We start from the raw sequence: 15,877 nt of genomic DNA, 5'->3' as shown, positions 1-15,877 counted from the left end.
TTATTATTAGAGGACTGACTATTTTTGTCAAAAATAAAGCGCGGGCAGGCTTGAGACTGTTAGAATTCTGCTCAAACTCCAGAGCAGCCCGCCGGGCTTAGTATCGGTTGGCTGCAAAATCACCTGGTTGGCTCATATTTCACCGTTTTTTGGCCGAATAAATCCTTATTGGCTGCAAATCCGGCAAAATCTGTGCTCAATCATGCAATTTTTCTACGAGCCGCCTAAGCCCGACAGGCTGCAAGCTTTTGGACACGCCATGACCACGATTACCCCGCAAGAAAAAGCCGAAATTCTTTCGGAAGCCTTGCCTTATATTCAGCGTTTTTTTGATAAGACCATCGTCATCAAATACGGTGGTAATGCGATGACCGAACCCGAGTTAAAAGAAGGGTTTGCCAGCGATGTGGTGCTGCTTAAATTAGTGGGTATGAACCCCGTTGTGGTACACGGTGGCGGCCCGCAAATTAATGAATTGCTTGATCGTATCGGCAAAAAAGGGGAGTTCATCCAGGGGATGCGCGTCACCGATGCCGAAACAATGGATGTGGTAGAAATGGTGCTGGGTGGTCATGTGAACAAGGAAATTGTTTCCCTGATCAATAAGCATGGTGGTAAGGCGGTTGGTTTAACCGGCCAGGACGGGCACTTTATTAAGGCCCGCAAAATGTTTTTGAAAGACAGCACGGATGAGCTGCTGGATATTGGTCAGGTTGGGGAAATCGAATCGATTGATCCAACCATCGTGGCACATCTTGATGCGGGTGATTTTATCCCGGTGATCGCGCCGATTGGCGTGGACAGAAATGGCGAAAGCTATAATATCAATGCTGATCTGGTGGCAGGTAAGCTGGCCGAAGTGCTGCACGCTGAAAAACTGATCATGATGACCAATACTCCTGGCGTACTCGATAAGGAAGGCAATCTGCTTACGAAGCTCTCTGCTCAACGTATCGACGAGCTGTTTGCTGATGGTACGATTTCTGGTGGTATGTTGCCAAAAATCTCTTCTGCGCTGGATGCGGCCAAGAGCGGTGTAAACGCGGTGCATATTATTGATGGCCGTGTAAAACATGCGCTGCTGCTGGAAGTGCTGACTGAGCAGGGTGTGGGCACGATGATTCGTGCTAAATAAACCCCGCTGATTAAACCGGCCAGTGCATGCAGATTTTGTGCTCTCTGCTGTCCTGGCTGGGGTTTATGTTTGTTGATCTTGTTTTTTTGTGAAATGTAATCTACGTCTTCCTTGCATGTTACGTTTGGCCTACTACAGTTAAACTTCAAAGCCATCAGGGAGATGCCCGTATGAAAACAGCACGCCAGCTGCTCGCAGAAAAAGCCATTGATAATATTTTGTCAGTTACTCCGCAGGCTTCGGTTTATCAGGCTTTACAGATGCTTGCAGAAAAAAATATTGGTGCATTGCTGGTGATGGAAGAAAACCACCTGGTTGGTATTTTTTCAGAGCGTGATTACGCCAGAAAAGTGATTTTGATGGGCAAAACTTCGGCGGGCACGCCAGTATCAGAAATCATGACCCGCAAATTGCTCTGTGTGCCGCCAACGGCCACCATTGATGAATGTATGGCCATCATGAGCGAAAAACGCATTCGCCACTTGCCCGTTTTAGACGGCGATAAAGTATTGGGTGTGTTATCGATTGGGGATCTGGTCCGGGAAATTATCGAAGAGCAAAAATTTACGATTGCCCAGCTGGAGCACTATATCCATTCCTGAGCGGCCTGCTCAGCCATCCGCAAGACCAGCAAGGCTGGTCTTTTTTTACGCTGAAATAATGAAACCTGTCTGGATTTTTGACCTCGATAACACCTTACACAATGCCGATTTGCATGCTTTCCCGGTGATCAACCGGGCCATGACGGCTTATCTTGCCCGCCACTTACAGCTGAGTGAGCAGGCGGCTGCGGATTTACGTGTTGATTATTGGTTGCGTTATGGAGCAACAATGCTGGGGCTGCGTCGTCACCATCCGCATATTAATCCACGACATTTTTTGCTTTTGTCTCATCCCCTCAATGAGCTGCTGAGAATCGTGCATCCCATGCCTGGTTTATCTGTAGCGATAAGAAGCCTGCCAGGCGAGAAGCTGCTTTTTACAAACGGTCCGCGCCATTACGCGATGGCAATGCTGCTGGCGCTGGGAATCGATGATTGCTTCAGTGCCGTGGTGAGCGTAGAAGATGTTGATCTGATTCCCAAGCCGCATATTGCGGCGTATCGCAGGCTACTTGCGCGTTTCAGGCTGGACCCGCGCCGCTGCATTCTGGTTGAAGACACCCTGGAAAACCTGAAAACGGCTAAACAGCTGGGCATGAAAACAGTCTGGATCAACCCGCGCAGCTATGGGGCAGGCGTGGTTGATTTAAGTATTTCCAAACTGGGCGATATTGCTAAGCGCGGGCGCTGGCTTTACGCAGGAAAATGATCAGGTGTTGCGAAGTGCTGAAATTAAATGCTGTGAAAAATAGTAAATTTGCACACTTCTTCTGCCTCATGTAATTTACTTGGCATAAGGCATTTGCCAACTCATATAAGTCACCGGAGAGCACCTTGGAAGCAGCACGTCAGCTATTTGCCGCACTCAATCGCGATTATCTTGCCGTTCATAAAACCAAAGAAGATTTGTTTTGGGATACTTACATGGCCGTTTCTGACGATCATGATGGCTTTGCCAAAGCAGAAGAAGCCTATAAAAATTTTATTTCTGATCCGGTAAAGCTGGCTGAAGTGCGTGAGGCACTGGCGCGTTTAAAAACGACTGATGCTGCTGAGCTTAAGCATGGCTTGCAAGGCTGGCTGGCGCTGTTTGAAAGTAATATTATCGACAGCGATGAAGCGCGCACTTTAATGAGCCAGCTGATTGCTCAGGAAGCCGCATTGTTTGCGAAAAAGCGCGATTATGTGCAAACGCATATTAATGAGAAAGGCGAGCGCGAGGAAGCCACACAAAGCACGCTGGCGACCAATATGTCGACGAATCCATCTGAAGCGGCGCGTAAAAGCTCGTTTGATGCGATGGCAGGGCTTGAGCATTGGGTGTTGGATAATGGCTTTTTAGAGATTGTGAAGCAGCGCAATGCCTTTGCCCGCGCTCAGGGTTTTCCTGATTATTTTGCATATAAAGTGCGTAAGAATGAGCAGATGTCGGTTGAAGAATTATTTGCCATTCTGGATGATTTTGAGCTGCGTACCCGTGAAGCAAATCAGCGTGGCTTACAGGAGCTGGCACAACAGCATGGTAAAGACGCGCTGCTGCCTTGGAATTTCCGTTATACCATCAGTGGAGATGTTGCCCGCCAGATGGATCCTTACCTGCCTTTTGCGAAAGGGTTGGAGCGTTGGGTAGAAAGCTTTCGCAAGCTGGGTATCTCTTACCGCGGTGCCACCATGCAGCTGGATTTGCTGGAGCGTAAGGGCAAGTACCAAAATGGCTTTTGCCATGGCCCGATTCCATCCTTTTTTGAAGCAGATGGCCGCTGGGTAGCCGGGCAGATTAACTTTACAGCTGAAGCCAAGCCTGATCAGGTCGGCAGCGGTGCCCGCGCAATCAATACCCTGTTCCACGAAGGCGGGCATGCGGCGCACTTTGCTAATGTGACGCAAAATTCACCTTGTTTCTCACAAGAATTCGCACCAACCTCCATGGCTTATGCTGAAACGCAATCCATGTTTTGCGACAGCCTGCTGGAAGATGCAGACTGGCTGAAGCGCTATGCAAAAAATGCGGCTGGTGAATCTGTACCGAATGATTTGATTAAAGCGCGGATCGAAAAAAGCCAGCCATTTGCTGCGCTGAACGAGCGCAATATTCTGGTCGTGCCTTATTTTGAACGCGCCTTGTACCTGCTTTCTGATGCTGAGCTAAAGGCAGAAAATGTCTTAGCACTGGCCCGTGAATTTGAAATGAAAATCTTGGGTTTAGAGTTAGCTCCCCGCCCATTACTGGCTATTCCACATCTTTTGAATCAGGAATCTGCTGCGGCTTATCACGGCTATTTATTGGCCAATATGGCGGTTTATCAGACTCGCGCATTCTTTGAACGCGAATATGGCTATCTCACCGATAACCCGGAAATCGGCCCTTTACTGGCGAAGCATTACTGGGCGCCAGGCAACAGCATCAATCACAATGCCACGCTGATCAGCCTGACGGGCGAAGCCTTTAATGCCAAGTATTTAGCCGATGCATGTAATCAGACGGTGGATGCGGCATGGGCTGATGCGCTGGCGCAAATTAACTCAGCAGCAAGCCGGGTTTACCCTGAATCTCCGCTTAAAAACCTGGATGCACATATTCGCATCGTGCATGGTGCGGAGCTATTGGCAGATAACACGCAATCAGACGCGCAAATGTTTGCGGACTTTGAGCGTGTGGTGGGCGAGCGTTACGGGGTTTGATTTTTTTTTGTGGAAATAGGGAGTGGTGAGTTGCTTTACTTGGGGATGAGGCTAAATTTCCCAACTCCCAACTCCCAACTCCCAACTCCCAACTCCCAACTCCCAACTCCCAACTCCCAATCAACGCTGCGCTGCGGCCAGCAATCCGCCTACGGTAAAGAAAGCGGCGCCGCAGCCCTGGTTAAAGCGTTTGATGCGGTTCGGGCCTTGCAGCCAGTTACCCAGCCTTGCACCGCCTGCTGCGTAGGCGACTTGCCAGCCTGCTTCGATGATAAAAAAGCTGCCCAGTAAAATAGCCCATTGCCCGGCCTGCGGCTGTGCGGTGTTGATAAATTGCGGCAAAAATGCACCGGCAAATAAAATAGCCTTAGGGTTTGATAGTGCTACGGTTAATCCCAGACGAAAGCGTCTTGCTGCCGAATCTGCAGAAGCATTGGGCATTTCTAAATTGTTTCCGGCTTTAAAACATTGCCAGCCTAAGTAAATTAAATACACTGCACCGGCTAATTTAAAAATCAAAAACAGCGTGGCGGATGTCGCCAGAATAGTGGCCATGCCAAAGGCCGAGAGCGCGAACAATAAACTCAAGCCTGCCAGTGCTCCGCTCATGGTCGCCAGCGTGGCCTGCCAGCCATAGCGTGTGCCGTGCGACAGCATCAGCAGCATATTCGGGCCGGGCGTGGCGGAAATAAAAAAGGTAGTGGCAATAAAGGTCAGCCAGATGGTCATGCTCATGGGGGTATACCCTGTTTAGCTGAGGTTACACAGAAGTTTTTTTTAGTGCCTTCGGCACGGTGTCTAGCTGCGGGAGTTCCCCGCGAAGTCTTTAATTGCTTTGCCAGAATTCATAGTACGCAAAGAAGGCGACCCCACGAAACACGAACTTAATTCATATCCTGTTTTTCTCCGTGAAACTCTTTGTTCTCTGTGAGCTCCGTGGTTCAAGATTTGGGTTTATATCATCCGTTAAATAATATTCAATCCAGGATGATCTTTCATTGGTTTATCCAGGTAATAGCCTTGTACCTGATCAATTCCCAATTCAATCAGCATATTAAAGATGGCTTCGTTTTCTACAAACTCGGCAATGGTTGTTTTGCCCATCTCATGGGCCATGCTGACCATCCCGCGCACAAAGACCTGGCTGTCATGATCGCTGATTAAGTCTTTAATAAAAAAGCCGTCAATTTTAAGTACGTCGGCTTTCAGCTGTTTTAAATAGGCAAAGGATGCAAAGCCTGTACCAAAGTCATCAAGGCATACTGTACAGCCTGTGGCTCGCAGTGCATCAATAAAGCGCTCTGCATCGCGGATATCCGATACGGCCGCTGTTTCGGTTAATTCAACTAATAACCGGGCCGGGTTTACTTTATGCAGCTTGAGCTGCTGGCTGATGTATTCCGGCATTTCCGGCTCATCAAAAGAGCGGCCGGAGATATTAATGGCAATGGATGGAATATTGGCTTTTTTGCCGAGTAGTTCAATGGTGGTGCGTATCACCCAGCGATCAATATCAATAATCTTGCCGGTTTTTTCTGCATGGGGAATAAACAGCCCTGGCATAATGATTTCATCAGGTTTTTGCATATCCTTCATCCGTACCAGCGCTTCTAAGTGCGCAAGTTTGCGGGTTCTGGGGTAGTAAATCCCCTGGAAATGCAGCTCTAAACCATTGTGTTCCAATGCTTCGGTAATACGGTCTTTCCATGAAAGGCGGGTAATGGCCGATCTGGATGGATCGGCATCCTGGCGATACATCCGCCATGTGGATTTACCTGCCGATTTGGCCTGATACATGGCCGAATCGGCATGGGCGACCAGCTCCAGCGAGTTGCTGGCGTGATTGGGGAACAGCGCCACACCTACGGATGAAGAAGGGCGCAACACGTGGCCTTCAACCGTAAACGGAATCTGCGAGATGGAGCTGACAATGCGTTCGGCCAGTTTACTGACTTCAAATTCATTGCAATCGGGTACTAAAATCGCAAATTCATCACCACCAAGACGCGAAAACACCTCGTGGCGGCGCACTTGGGTACCGATGGTTTGGGCGATGCATTTCAGTAAATCATCACCCACGCCGTGGCCAAAGGTGTCGTTGACGTGTTTAAACTCGTCCAGGTCAAAGAAAACCAGCGCCATGGCGCTTTGTTTGCGATCGGCTTCGGATACCATGCGATCGAGCTCTTGCTGAAAGCGATGGCGGTTATAGAGGCCGGTGAGGGCGTCGCGCTCGGCCAGCTTGATCATATGTTCGGACAGCTCACGCTGCTGAGTTACATCTTCGTAAATCCACATCCGGCCATTGGCCGTGCCCTGGCTGTCCAGTACCCTGAAGCCATGCTGGGTAATGACTCTGCCATCGTTCATGCTCAGTTCGCCAAAATCGACTTTATCGTCTGACAGTGCCAGCTCTTCCAGGTAATTGGCAATAATATCGCCAAGTGCAGGGCGGTTTTCTGCGATTTGCAGAATCTGCCCAATGGGTTTGCCGGGCAGCTGATTACCAGGCCCCAGCCCCCATAAATCACAGAAAGCCGGGTTGTGAAACACCACCCGGTTGTCGTTATCGACAAACAGCACACCAAAACGCATGGCGGAGAGTAAGGCGGTAAGCCGTGCACGCTCAGATTCGGCCCGGGACAAATAGCTTTGCCCCAGTGATTGAATCTGGCGCAGCTCGATCACGGCTTTGCGCAGTGACAGCCGGTCTTCTTTCAGCTCGCTGTTATCCCGGATACTGGCGCGCAGGCCTAAATAATTTTCATTGGAATCGTAAATTGGCTGCCAGGATACCGAGGCCCAGAATGGCTGGCCATCGCGGCGAACGGCTCTGAATTCAAAATCCTGGATTACGCTGCGGTGCTCAAGCGCCTGTTTGAGTGTTTCTGTAACGCGGGCGCGCTCTTCCGGCATGGTGAGCGATAAAGGAAAATCGCCCAGCAGCATACATTCATTCACCGAGTAACCGGAAAGACGGGTCACCGAATCATTAATCCACACCAGCCGGCCTTCCTCGGGGGAGAGCCATAGCTCGGTACTGTGGGTGTAGTTGGCAATGGTATGAAATTTTTCTTCATTCATGACCAGTGAATCGATCCGTTCTTTAATTAAACTGGTCATTTCATTAAAGCGACGGGTGAGCTGGCTGATTTCGTCTTGCCCGTGCGGGATGGGTGCAACATTATTGTAATTGCCCTGGGCTGCGTTTTCTGCAGCTTTAATCAGGCGGTGAATATGGCGGCTGAGCCAAACGCCAAAAAGCCCCATCATCAGCGCGGAAAGTAAAATACCCACCACCATGGTAATGGCGTTTTGCATCAGTAATTGATTTACCCCACCGCGCATAATCTCGGTGGAAATACCAAAGCGCAATTCGCCATACGGCTCGCCTGCAAATTCAATGGGCGTGGCGGCATGGATGAGCGCAGGCAGGTTTTTTTCCAGTGATAGTTTATCAACTGGTGGCAGAGGGTGAGCGATATCCCAGCCTCTTGCGGCAATAATTTGTTTTTTATTATTAAGCAGAAGAATGTAATCAATGCCTTCTGCCGTGCGAATCCCTTCCAGTAAATCAGCTGCCTGGGCCAGATTGCCTGCGGATAAAGGCGTGGCAAAAGCGGCATTGAGCAGGCGGGATAATTCCTGAACGCGCACTTCGGTGGCATGTGTGGCCATTTCTGACCATATTCTCGAGGTATTGAGTAAAAGAATGGCTAAAATCGTACATTGCACCAGCGTGCTGACCACGATTAAACGTGTGCGGAGCGAATTAAAAAGCGGAAGCGATGCCATGCAAACCTGTCGTGAAATGATTGCTTAATTTAAGGTCAAACGCGTCGTGCCGAAGATGACGTCTGATCGCTTTCTTTGCTAAAGCATCTTTATCAAATTAAACACTGCCAAAAAGAGATGTTTTTGGCAGTGGCACATGATCAATAATAATCAGTAATAGAAATATCGTATATTTAATTTACACAACAGCGTTTAGTTACGCAGCTGTTTAATAAATACTTTAGATCTTCTCTGGTAATTGTAGAGCTGCTTTCTTTCTATTGGTAATGCATCCACGGTAGCCAGCGCAAATCCCCGCTCTACAAACCAATGTGCGGTACGCGTTGTTAATACAAATAATTCGCGTACGCCCAGGCTTCTGGCGTGTTGTTCTATATGTTTCAATAGTTGCTCACCCCGGTTGGCATCACGATAGTCCGGATGAATCACCAGACAAGCCATTTCTGCCATATGGCTTTTAGGAAACGGATACATCGCTACGCAACCCACAATTTTGCTGTCGTGCTCCAGTACCGAGTAGCGGTGGATTTCACGCTCCAGCAGTTCACGCCCCCGTTTAACCAGCACGCCATCGTCTTCCAGCGGCTCGATCAGCGCCAATACACCACCTACATCATCAATCGTGGCCTCACGCATGGTTTCCAGCGAATCACGGGAAACCATCGTGCCTATCCCATCATGGGTAAACAATTCTTTCAGCAAAGCGCCATCTACATGATGGCTGACCAGATGCGCCCGCGCTACCCCGCTTCTTACTGCCTTAATGGCACAGGGCAGATAAAGCCGGATGTCTTCATGCGGATGCGGATGGGTGCTGAGAAACTGATCGGCCTGTAAAGCGGTCAGCTCTGTAAGCAGCTCGCCGGCTAAATCTTCCACCCCCTGCTGGCCCAATAAAAAGATCAGCTTATCGGCTCGCAAGGCAATGGCCGCACTGGTGGCCACATCTTCGAGCGGCACATTGAAAACTTCGCCGGTGGGTGAGTAGCCTAAGGTAGACAGCAAGACCAGCTCGCCATCATCAAGGCGATAGCGGATGGCCGTGGTGTCTACCTTGCGTACTTCGCCGGTATACATCAGATCTAAGCCGTCACGGATACCCATAGGCTGCGCGGTAATAAAATTGCCTGCAGAAACACGGATATCTGCATTGGCCATGGGGGAGTTTGCCAGACCCATTGATAACCATGATTCGATTTCTACCCTGACCTGGCCTACCGCCTGAATGACGCATTCCAGTGTGGGTAAATCAGTCACGCGCAAGCCGTGATGATAACGGGTTTCTAAACCACGCTCTGTAGTGCGGGCCTCAATTTGCGGCCTTGCGCCATGTACTACAACCAGGCGCACGCCAAGGCTGGTCAGCAAATTGATGTCATGGGTAATGGTGGCAAATTTGCCATCCCGGACGACTTCTCCCCCTAAGGCAATAACAAATGTGCGGCCACGGAAGGCGTGAATATAAGGGGCGGCCAGGCGGAATGACTGGACGAACTCATCGGCTTGCATGGTATTCCTAAAAAAATGATGTGCTTTGCACAAAGGATAACGTCAGCTAGAAAAATATAAAAGGATTGCTGTGTCTATATTGTAAAGACGCCACCGATAAGGAGCCTCGCTATGTTTGCATTTGTCATCCGGTTTTGCATGACCTGCATTTTGTTTGCAGTGGCTGGTGCAGAGGCGTTTGAGTGGCAAGTCAGCGCCGGGCAGGGCATGCAACCTAAACACGTTGAGCAGCACCACTTATTCAGAGTGGCGTGGCGCACGGATTTACCATGGTCATGGTATGAGACAAAAACAGGGAAGCTGAGCTCCGGACTGGCTTTGGGGGCGGGATTATGGCGCGGTGATGATCTGAATACTGGTGAATTATTTATTACACCTGAGCTGCGCTATGAGTGGGCTGCTGCTGATCAGGACTTACAGTGGTTTGTAGAAGCAGGGGTGGGCGGGCATGTGTTTTCGCGCACGGATTATGCCAGGCGTGGCCCTTTCAGCACGGCTTTTCAATTTGGTGAACAGCTGGGGGCAGGGGTGCGTTTTGGCGAGCGCAGATCACAAGATTTAACGTTGTTGTATCAGCACCACTCTAATGCAGATATTAAAACGCCTAATTATGGCGCTGATTTTCTGGTGCTGAGGTATGGGTTTAAGATGTAGAAAGAGCAGCAGGGCGTACTCTGAGTGGTGTAAGTGATCATTTTTTGTCACTCAGCAATCAGAGCACGCCTCTGGATTTATTAATAAGCTCCGCGCCCTGTTGCCACGGTTTTGATGGTTTTGCAGACAATCGCCACGTCGTACCAGAGATTCCAGTTTTTTACATACCAGGCATCCAGCGCCACGCGTTCGGCGTAGGTGGTGTCGTTGCGGCCCGATACCTGCCACAGGCCTGTCAGGCCAGGGCGCGCTTCCAGATAGAAATCCACATGATCGCCATAGCGCTCCAGCTCGGCAGTAATAATGGGGCGCGGGCCAACCAGGCTCATTTCGCCCCTGATTACATTCCACAGCTGCGGGATTTCATCCAGGCTGGTTTTTCTTAAAAACTCGCCTATCGGCGTAATGCGCGGGTCGTTCTTAAGCTTAAAGTCTTTATCCCACTCGGCACGTGCTTCGCTGCTGCTGGCGAGCAGTTTTTCCAGCACTTCCTGGCTGTTGGAAACCATAGTGCGAAATTTCCAGCATTTAAACGGCTTGCCGTTAATACCCACCCGTACATGGCCAAAAAAGATGCTGCCGGGGCCGCCCTGGCGTTTAATTTGCAGCGCCACATAGGCGAGCAGTGGTGAAAGCAGCAGAATGCCGACGCTGGCGCCAAATAAATCGAAAGCACGTTTTAAAGTAGTCAGCGATTTAACAGAGAGATTATTACGCACGCGCAAAAGCAATACTTCATGACTAAAGAAGTGGTGCGGCACCACGCCAAACAGCGGTAAGCCCGCAATCGGCGGAATGATGTGTATGTCTTTATATTTAAGCGAAAGCAGCTCAATTTGCGGCCCCAGACGGCGCAGCTCGTCTTCATCCACGGCCACCACCACATGAGGGCGATTATTATTATCCAGCCATGAAAGCAGCCCGGTTTCATCGAGCTGAATCACTGGCCTGGTTTGCCCGTCTATAGTCAGCCCGGCCGGATCGTTTTTATTGATCGACAAGAAAGCCTGCACATCAAAACCCAGCTGGCGCTCGCTGTGCATGGCGCGGCAGGCATCAATGGCATTGCTGCTGGCGCCGATGATCACCGTGGGCAGTTGCCAGAGCTTTTTCGCCAGCAGGAAGTTTTTCATTTGCGAGCGTAAGAGTGGCAGAAGCAGCAGCGCCAGGCTCCAGGACATGGGCCATAAAAAGCGCGAAACGGTGAATTTACCCAGGAGCACCAGCATGCCGTTTAACAGCGCAGCCAGGAGCAGGGCGCGCAGAATTTCCAGCAGCTCATCCCAAAACGGCAGGCGCAGGCTGTAATGCCCCCGCCACCAGAAGTTGCCCACGGTGAGTATGGCTAAAAATAAAAAGGCGGTACTTTGTTGCGAGCCTTCCCACCACCACCAGGCGGCAAAGTCGCCGCCAATTCTTTGGTGGCGAAAAAAACTCAGCATGGCCAGCGCCGCACAAAAAGACGCGGTGAGCGCAGCAAAATCGGCCAGCGCCAACAAAGGCTTAGCCCTTTCGGCTTGTAAATGCTTATTCATTTTACTTCCTGATTTTCAAGCAAAAGATCTGTATGGCGGGCGAAACCCGCCGGCAATAGTATTAAAAAGCAATCAAAACGACGGGTAAGCACCCGCCCTAAGATAGTCCATAAGCCTTATAAAGACTCGCCATCATTTTATCCAGCGAGTAATTCGCCTCAGCAAAATGCCTTGCCTGCGCGCCAAGCGTTTGGCGGGCGCTGCGGTTTTCGATCAGTGTGTTGAGGTGTTTCACAAAGTCGCTGCTGTTTTCACACAGATAACCATTTTCGCCGTCAATCACCAAATCTTTATTGCCCACCACATTGGTGGCCAATACCGGCAGGCCAGCGGCCATGGCTTCGATGACGGCAACCGGCAGGCCTTCCCAACGCGAGGTTTGGATATATATATCTAAGCTGGCCAGCTGTTGCAGCGCTTCTTTGCGATCTACCCAGCCGCTGAGTTTTACATTGGCGTTTTTCAGGTTTTTTTCTGAGGCCACATCGCCGCCACCTATCCATACAAACTCGACGCCGGGCTGGGCTGCCTGGCTGGCGATTTTGGCAAAGAGCTCAGGATTGCGGGCAAGAGTAACCCGGCCTACGGTGCCGATGCGCACGATATCCTGATTACCCTGAGCGGGGTGGATCGCCGCCAGATCGACCGCGTTATTCACCACCACCACATTGCTGCCGAGATGCCGGCGGATTTCTGCGCCTTCGGAAGGAGAGCAGGCAATAAAAGTGGTAGGGATTTCTGAGAGGATTTTTTCGACTGTCAGGAAAATGGTATTTTTTAAACGCCCTTCAGCACGCTGCAAAAATGACAGGCCATGCGGTGAGAAAAACCACTTGGGCGCAGATTTCCCACGAATAAATAAACTGACAATTCGCCCCAGCGCACCGGCCTTGGATGAATGCATATGCACCACTTCAGGCTTTAACTCACGCAGCCAGTGGTAAAGGGCCCGACCCGCACGCCAGTCAGCAGCGGGGTTAATGGCGCGCACCATAGGCAGCTGAATAAAGTGAATCGCATCGGCAAACAGCGCGCGCCAGTTATCCGGCGTTTCTTCGCGCACGGAATGGATAATGGTGACGCTATGGCCGTCTCTGGCCTGTGCATTGGCCATCGCCGACACCATAGACAGTGTGCCAGCGCCAAAGGCCTCAACAATATGCACAATTTTAGCGGCACGTTTTACAGGGATCAGGCTCATGCTTTTTTTGCTCTTAATTTGGATTTGAGCTTAAACACCAAGGAGTAGGGCAGCAGGAGTAAAAGCTGCGTTCTGGCCATGCCAATCAGTGCGGCAAGGCTGCCATCGCTATATTTTTTTTGTACGGACAGGCGGGATGTCAGCTGCTGGCGGCGTTTGCTCAGTGAAATACCGCCAGGGTCCAGCTCGTAGCGGATCAGCACATCGGGCAGGTTGGCTACTTTAAACTGGCGGGTGAATTCGCTAAAGAGCGCGTAGTCTTCGGCGGCAGGCGTATCCAGCGGATAGGGGCCGGTGCTGGCTAATGCGGCTGTTCTGAACATCACCGCCGGATGAATAAAGGCCGAGTTATTACGCATAGTGTGGCTAATTGCCGCGTGATCGCAGGGGTGGCGCAGCACAAATTGCTCGGCACCGGTTTGATCGACAAAGCTAGCCGCGCCGCCAAGCAGCATCACATCGGGGTGGCTGTCTAAAAAAGCAACTTGCTTGGCTAGGCGGTTGGGCAGGTTTTCATCACCACAATCCAGGCGGGCAATTAACGCGTAGCCGCGTGATGTAATCCACGTCAGGCCGGAATTAAGCGCATGTTCAATCCCCCGATTGACCGGCAAATTTAAAAACCGCAGCTCGCCCTGAGCCTTAAACGCATTTCTGGCCGCCGTATGCTCAATCGGCGCACGCGTGCTGCCGTCATCTACCACCAGTACATCGCATTGCTCGTTGGGGCCGATGGAGGCTAAAGACTTAATCAGCCCGGCTGGGTTATTAAAATGCGGTATCAGTAAAATAAGGCGTGTCATGTGTGCTTCTGTTTTTTGCGAGTGCAGCTTCGCGTTTGAATGTGTGGGTTTCGGGTAACCCGTAGGTACTTACTAAATACAAATGAACTTTTTAGTGCCTTCGGCACGTTGGTTTTGGAGCGGGAGCCCCCGCAGGGGCGTTCTTTTCTTGCTTCGCCAAGAAAAGAACCAAAAGAAGGCGACCCCTAAAACACGAAAGCCCCTCGACTGCGGACAATCGAGGTGGCGTCAATTCAACTCGCTTCGCTCAAACACGAATTGACGACGACCCCTCCCCGCTTGTTCCTCGCTCGGCGTGTTTTCAGGGGAAGGTAAAAGCCCTTCGCTGAGAGCGTGGTAGTCATTTTTTTCTTTGTATGCTGATGTAAAAAAACTGCATTCTAAGCATGAACTCGTTCTTTTTCTTATCAATCCCACTTCCCCATTCCCAGCAGGCGTTTGATTTTACGAGTGAAGCTGACTGGCAGGGCGAAGGACAGGCTGGCTTTGCTGATTTTTATGAATGATCGCGGCGAGTAATCGAAGTAGCGCCATAGCAGTTTGATCCGCATGGCCTGTTGCTGGCGGCGGCGGCTCATAGAGATGCCTGCGTCGTTATATTCGCTGCGGGTCAGCACTTCGGCCAGATTGGCCGTTTGATAACGCGCCACAAAGCGCCAGAAATAGGCAAAGTCTTCCGCGGCTTTACAGTCGGTTGGATATAAGCCCAACTCCTTTACTCCCGCCGCCCTGAATATCACAGTGGGGTGGGTAAAGGCATTGTCGTCGTGCATTTGCCGCACAATTTCATTATGCGTTTGCGGCTGATTAATCGTAAAACGATCGCCGCTGGCATCAAAAAATGTCACTGCGCTGCCTAATAAATACACATCCGGGTGGCTGTCTAAAAAAGCCACCTGTTTGACAAAGCGATCCGGTGCGCAAAGGTCATCGCAATCCAGGCGGGCAATATATTCATACTCCGCCTCAAGAATCGCCTGCAGGCCGGTATTGAGTGCATGCTCGATGCCCTGATTTTGCGGCAAATAAATAAAGTGCAACTCGCCATCCGCTTGCCAGGCATTTGCACAAGCTGCTTCATCGACGCGCTGCCTGCTGCTGCCATCATCCACAATAAAAGCATCAATTTGTTCATGCTTACCCACAGAAGCCAAAGACGCAGCAAGGCCCTGTGGATTATTAAAGTGAGGAATAAGTAAGGCCGTGCGGTTCATCGAAGCGCTTTGTGCAAGGGAAGACCGCTATTTTAGCGGGTTTTGTGGCAGGGCGTGCTGAGGTGAAATGTAAATTGGGCGGATTTGCCAGCGAGGGGCTTAAGTCTGAGGATGTGATACGTATTTTGTTTGGAGTGATTCGTTTTATGATTGCCCGGCGGATAAAAATACTTGAATGGAATACGGGGGCTAAACACATAATTGCAGTCCCAATTGCCTGTTTAATCTGTAGTTAATTAAGTTAATCAACATCCCACTATTTGGATTTACCCATGCGGCGTCGCCCATCTGCACGTTTACTGGTGTTGTCACCAGAAAACCATATTTTATTATTTCACTTTGTATTTACAAGGGGGGCTTTGGCCGGGAAGTCCTACTGGGCCACTCCTGGAGGGGGCGTTGAAGAGAACGAGAGTTTTGCAGAAGCTGCTGCGCGGGAATTTGCTGAAGAAATTGGATCGCACAATTACTCAATTAGTCAGGAAATTGCCAGGCAGGAATTTATGATGAAATTGCCAGGCAGGAATTTATGATGAAATTGCCGGATGGCGAATCTGTGATTGCGGATGAACGATATTTTATTGTACGGATGGATAAAGTTGCTCCTGACCAGGCTGCCTGGAGCGCATTAGAAATGGAAGTGATGAAGCAACACCGCTGGTGGACTCCAGAGGAGCTGGCGCAGACAGATGAGATTGTTTTTCCGGAAAATTTGTTGGAAATTTTAAAAACATGAGTGTTATCCGT

General features: G+C 50.3%; 14 protein-coding genes. 7 read left to right on the top strand and 7 right to left on the bottom strand.

Features of this window, described 5'->3' with window-relative positions; translation table 11 throughout:
- Nucleotides 1-259: 259 nt before the first annotated feature.
- The 4 genes from argB (at nucleotide 260) to HA050_RS03375 (ending at nucleotide 4,419) form a co-directional block, all read left to right on the top strand.
- Nucleotides 260-1,135 (top strand): acetylglutamate kinase, encoded by an 876-nt coding sequence (argB, locus tag HA050_RS03390; RefSeq protein WP_115228155.1) that lies wholly within the window; start codon nucleotides 260-262, stop codon nucleotides 1,133-1,135.
- 170 nt (nucleotides 1,136-1,305) lie between these two features.
- Nucleotides 1,306-1,737 (top strand): CBS domain-containing protein, encoded by a 432-nt coding sequence (locus HA050_RS03385; protein ID WP_099396652.1) that lies wholly within the window; start codon nucleotides 1,306-1,308, stop codon nucleotides 1,735-1,737.
- Nucleotides 1,738-1,795: 58 nt separating this feature from the next.
- Complete coding sequence (locus tag HA050_RS03380; RefSeq protein WP_166822006.1) at nucleotides 1,796-2,446, top strand: pyrimidine 5'-nucleotidase; 651 nt, start codon at nucleotides 1,796-1,798, stop codon at nucleotides 2,444-2,446.
- Between the two features lie 125 nt (nucleotides 2,447-2,571).
- Nucleotides 2,572-4,419 carry a M3 family metallopeptidase gene (locus HA050_RS03375; RefSeq protein ID WP_240928956.1) on the top strand — a complete coding sequence of 616 codons (1,848 nt, stop codon included), beginning with the start codon at nucleotides 2,572-2,574 and terminating at the stop codon, nucleotides 4,417-4,419.
- Nucleotides 4,420-4,539: 120 nt separating this feature from the next.
- Here HA050_RS03375 and HA050_RS03370 read toward each other — a convergent pair whose 3' ends face one another.
- The 3 genes from HA050_RS03370 to argA form a co-directional block, all read right to left on the bottom strand.
- Nucleotides 4,540-5,154 (bottom strand): LysE family translocator, encoded by a 615-nt coding sequence (locus HA050_RS03370; RefSeq protein ID WP_166822003.1) that lies wholly within the window; start codon nucleotides 5,152-5,154, stop codon nucleotides 4,540-4,542.
- 231 nt (nucleotides 5,155-5,385) lie between these two features.
- Nucleotides 5,386-8,214 carry an EAL domain-containing protein gene (locus tag HA050_RS03365; RefSeq protein ID WP_166822000.1) on the bottom strand — a complete coding sequence of 943 codons (2,829 nt, stop codon included), beginning with the start codon at nucleotides 8,212-8,214 and terminating at the stop codon, nucleotides 5,386-5,388.
- Between the two features lie 192 nt (nucleotides 8,215-8,406).
- The gene (argA, locus tag HA050_RS03360) at nucleotides 8,407-9,723 is read right to left on the bottom strand and encodes an amino-acid N-acetyltransferase (protein ID WP_166821997.1); all 1,317 of its coding nucleotides are present in this window, start codon (nucleotides 9,721-9,723) and stop codon (nucleotides 8,407-8,409) included.
- Between the two features lie 111 nt (nucleotides 9,724-9,834).
- On the opposite strand from argA, the gene HA050_RS03355 reads away from it, so the two are divergent.
- Entirely contained in the window at nucleotides 9,835-10,377 is a 543-nt protein-coding gene (locus HA050_RS03355) for an acyloxyacyl hydrolase (protein ID WP_166821994.1), read from the top strand.
- Between the two features lie 80 nt (nucleotides 10,378-10,457).
- On the opposite strand, the gene wbaP is transcribed toward HA050_RS03355, so the two are convergent.
- From wbaP to HA050_RS03335, 4 genes are all read right to left on the bottom strand, one after another.
- The gene (wbaP, locus tag HA050_RS03350) at nucleotides 10,458-11,912 is read right to left on the bottom strand and encodes an undecaprenyl-phosphate galactose phosphotransferase WbaP (protein ID WP_166821991.1); all 1,455 of its coding nucleotides are present in this window, start codon (nucleotides 11,910-11,912) and stop codon (nucleotides 10,458-10,460) included.
- Nucleotides 11,913-12,009: 97 nt separating this feature from the next.
- Entirely contained in the window at nucleotides 12,010-13,113 is a 1,104-nt protein-coding gene (locus HA050_RS03345; RefSeq protein WP_166821988.1) for a glycosyltransferase, read from the bottom strand.
- Nucleotides 13,110-13,916, bottom strand: a complete 807-nt coding sequence (locus HA050_RS03340) for a glycosyltransferase (RefSeq protein WP_166821985.1) — start codon at nucleotides 13,914-13,916, stop codon at nucleotides 13,110-13,112. Before HA050_RS03340 ends, HA050_RS03345 begins: the two co-directional genes overlap by 4 nt.
- Nucleotides 13,917-14,323: 407 nt before the next feature.
- The gene (locus tag HA050_RS03335) at nucleotides 14,324-15,130 is read right to left on the bottom strand and encodes a glycosyltransferase (protein ID WP_166821982.1); all 807 of its coding nucleotides are present in this window, start codon (nucleotides 15,128-15,130) and stop codon (nucleotides 14,324-14,326) included.
- 272 nt (nucleotides 15,131-15,402) lie between these two features.
- Here HA050_RS03335 and HA050_RS21920 point away from each other — a divergent pair, with 272 nt between their 5' ends.
- Both HA050_RS21920 and HA050_RS21915 read left to right on the top strand, forming a co-directional pair.
- The gene (locus HA050_RS21920) at nucleotides 15,403-15,663 is read left to right on the top strand and encodes an NUDIX domain-containing protein (RefSeq protein WP_205836269.1); all 261 of its coding nucleotides are present in this window, start codon (nucleotides 15,403-15,405) and stop codon (nucleotides 15,661-15,663) included.
- Complete coding sequence (locus HA050_RS21915) at nucleotides 15,660-15,866, top strand: NUDIX hydrolase (RefSeq protein ID WP_205836268.1); 207 nt, start codon at nucleotides 15,660-15,662, stop codon at nucleotides 15,864-15,866. Before HA050_RS21920 ends, HA050_RS21915 begins: the two co-directional genes overlap by 4 nt.
- Nucleotides 15,867-15,877 lie beyond the last annotated feature (11 nt).

This window comes from Iodobacter violaceini, from assembly GCF_011601265.1.
Lineage (GTDB): Bacteria > Pseudomonadota > Gammaproteobacteria > Burkholderiales > Chitinibacteraceae > Iodobacter > Iodobacter violaceini.
Note: the sequence above shows the minus strand (reverse complement) of the source record. Positions and strands in the feature narration are given on the sequence as shown.

Bases quoted from the DNA above. Each gene is read 5' to 3' on its own strand.
- argB (WP_115228155.1), top strand. From the start codon at position 260: ATGACCACGATTACCCCGCAAGAAAAAGCCGAAATTCTTTCGGAAGCC.
- HA050_RS03385 (WP_099396652.1), top strand. From the start codon at position 1,306: ATGAAAACAGCACGCCAGCTGCTCGCAGAAAAAGCCATTGATAATATT.
- HA050_RS03380 (WP_166822006.1), top strand. From the start codon at position 1,796: ATGAAACCTGTCTGGATTTTTGACCTCGATAACACCTTACACAATGCC.
- HA050_RS03370 (WP_166822003.1), bottom strand. From the start codon at position 5,154: ATGAGCATGACCATCTGGCTGACCTTTATTGCCACTACCTTTTTTATT.
- HA050_RS03365 (WP_166822000.1), bottom strand. From the start codon at position 8,214: ATGGCATCGCTTCCGCTTTTTAATTCGCTCCGCACACGTTTAATCGTG.
- argA (WP_166821997.1), bottom strand. From the start codon at position 9,723: ATGCAAGCCGATGAGTTCGTCCAGTCATTCCGCCTGGCCGCCCCTTAT.
- HA050_RS03355 (WP_166821994.1), top strand. From the start codon at position 9,835: ATGTTTGCATTTGTCATCCGGTTTTGCATGACCTGCATTTTGTTTGCA.
- wbaP (WP_166821991.1), bottom strand. From the start codon at position 11,912: ATGAATAAGCATTTACAAGCCGAAAGGGCTAAGCCTTTGTTGGCGCTG.
- HA050_RS03345 (WP_166821988.1), bottom strand. From the start codon at position 13,113: ATGAGCCTGATCCCTGTAAAACGTGCCGCTAAAATTGTGCATATTGTT.
- HA050_RS03340 (WP_166821985.1), bottom strand. From the start codon at position 13,916: ATGACACGCCTTATTTTACTGATACCGCATTTTAATAACCCAGCCGGG.
- HA050_RS03335 (WP_166821982.1), bottom strand. From the start codon at position 15,130: ATGAACCGCACGGCCTTACTTATTCCTCACTTTAATAATCCACAGGGC.
- HA050_RS21920 (WP_205836269.1), top strand. From the start codon at position 15,403: ATGCGGCGTCGCCCATCTGCACGTTTACTGGTGTTGTCACCAGAAAAC.
- HA050_RS21915 (WP_205836268.1), top strand. From the start codon at position 15,660: ATGATGAAATTGCCGGATGGCGAATCTGTGATTGCGGATGAACGATAT.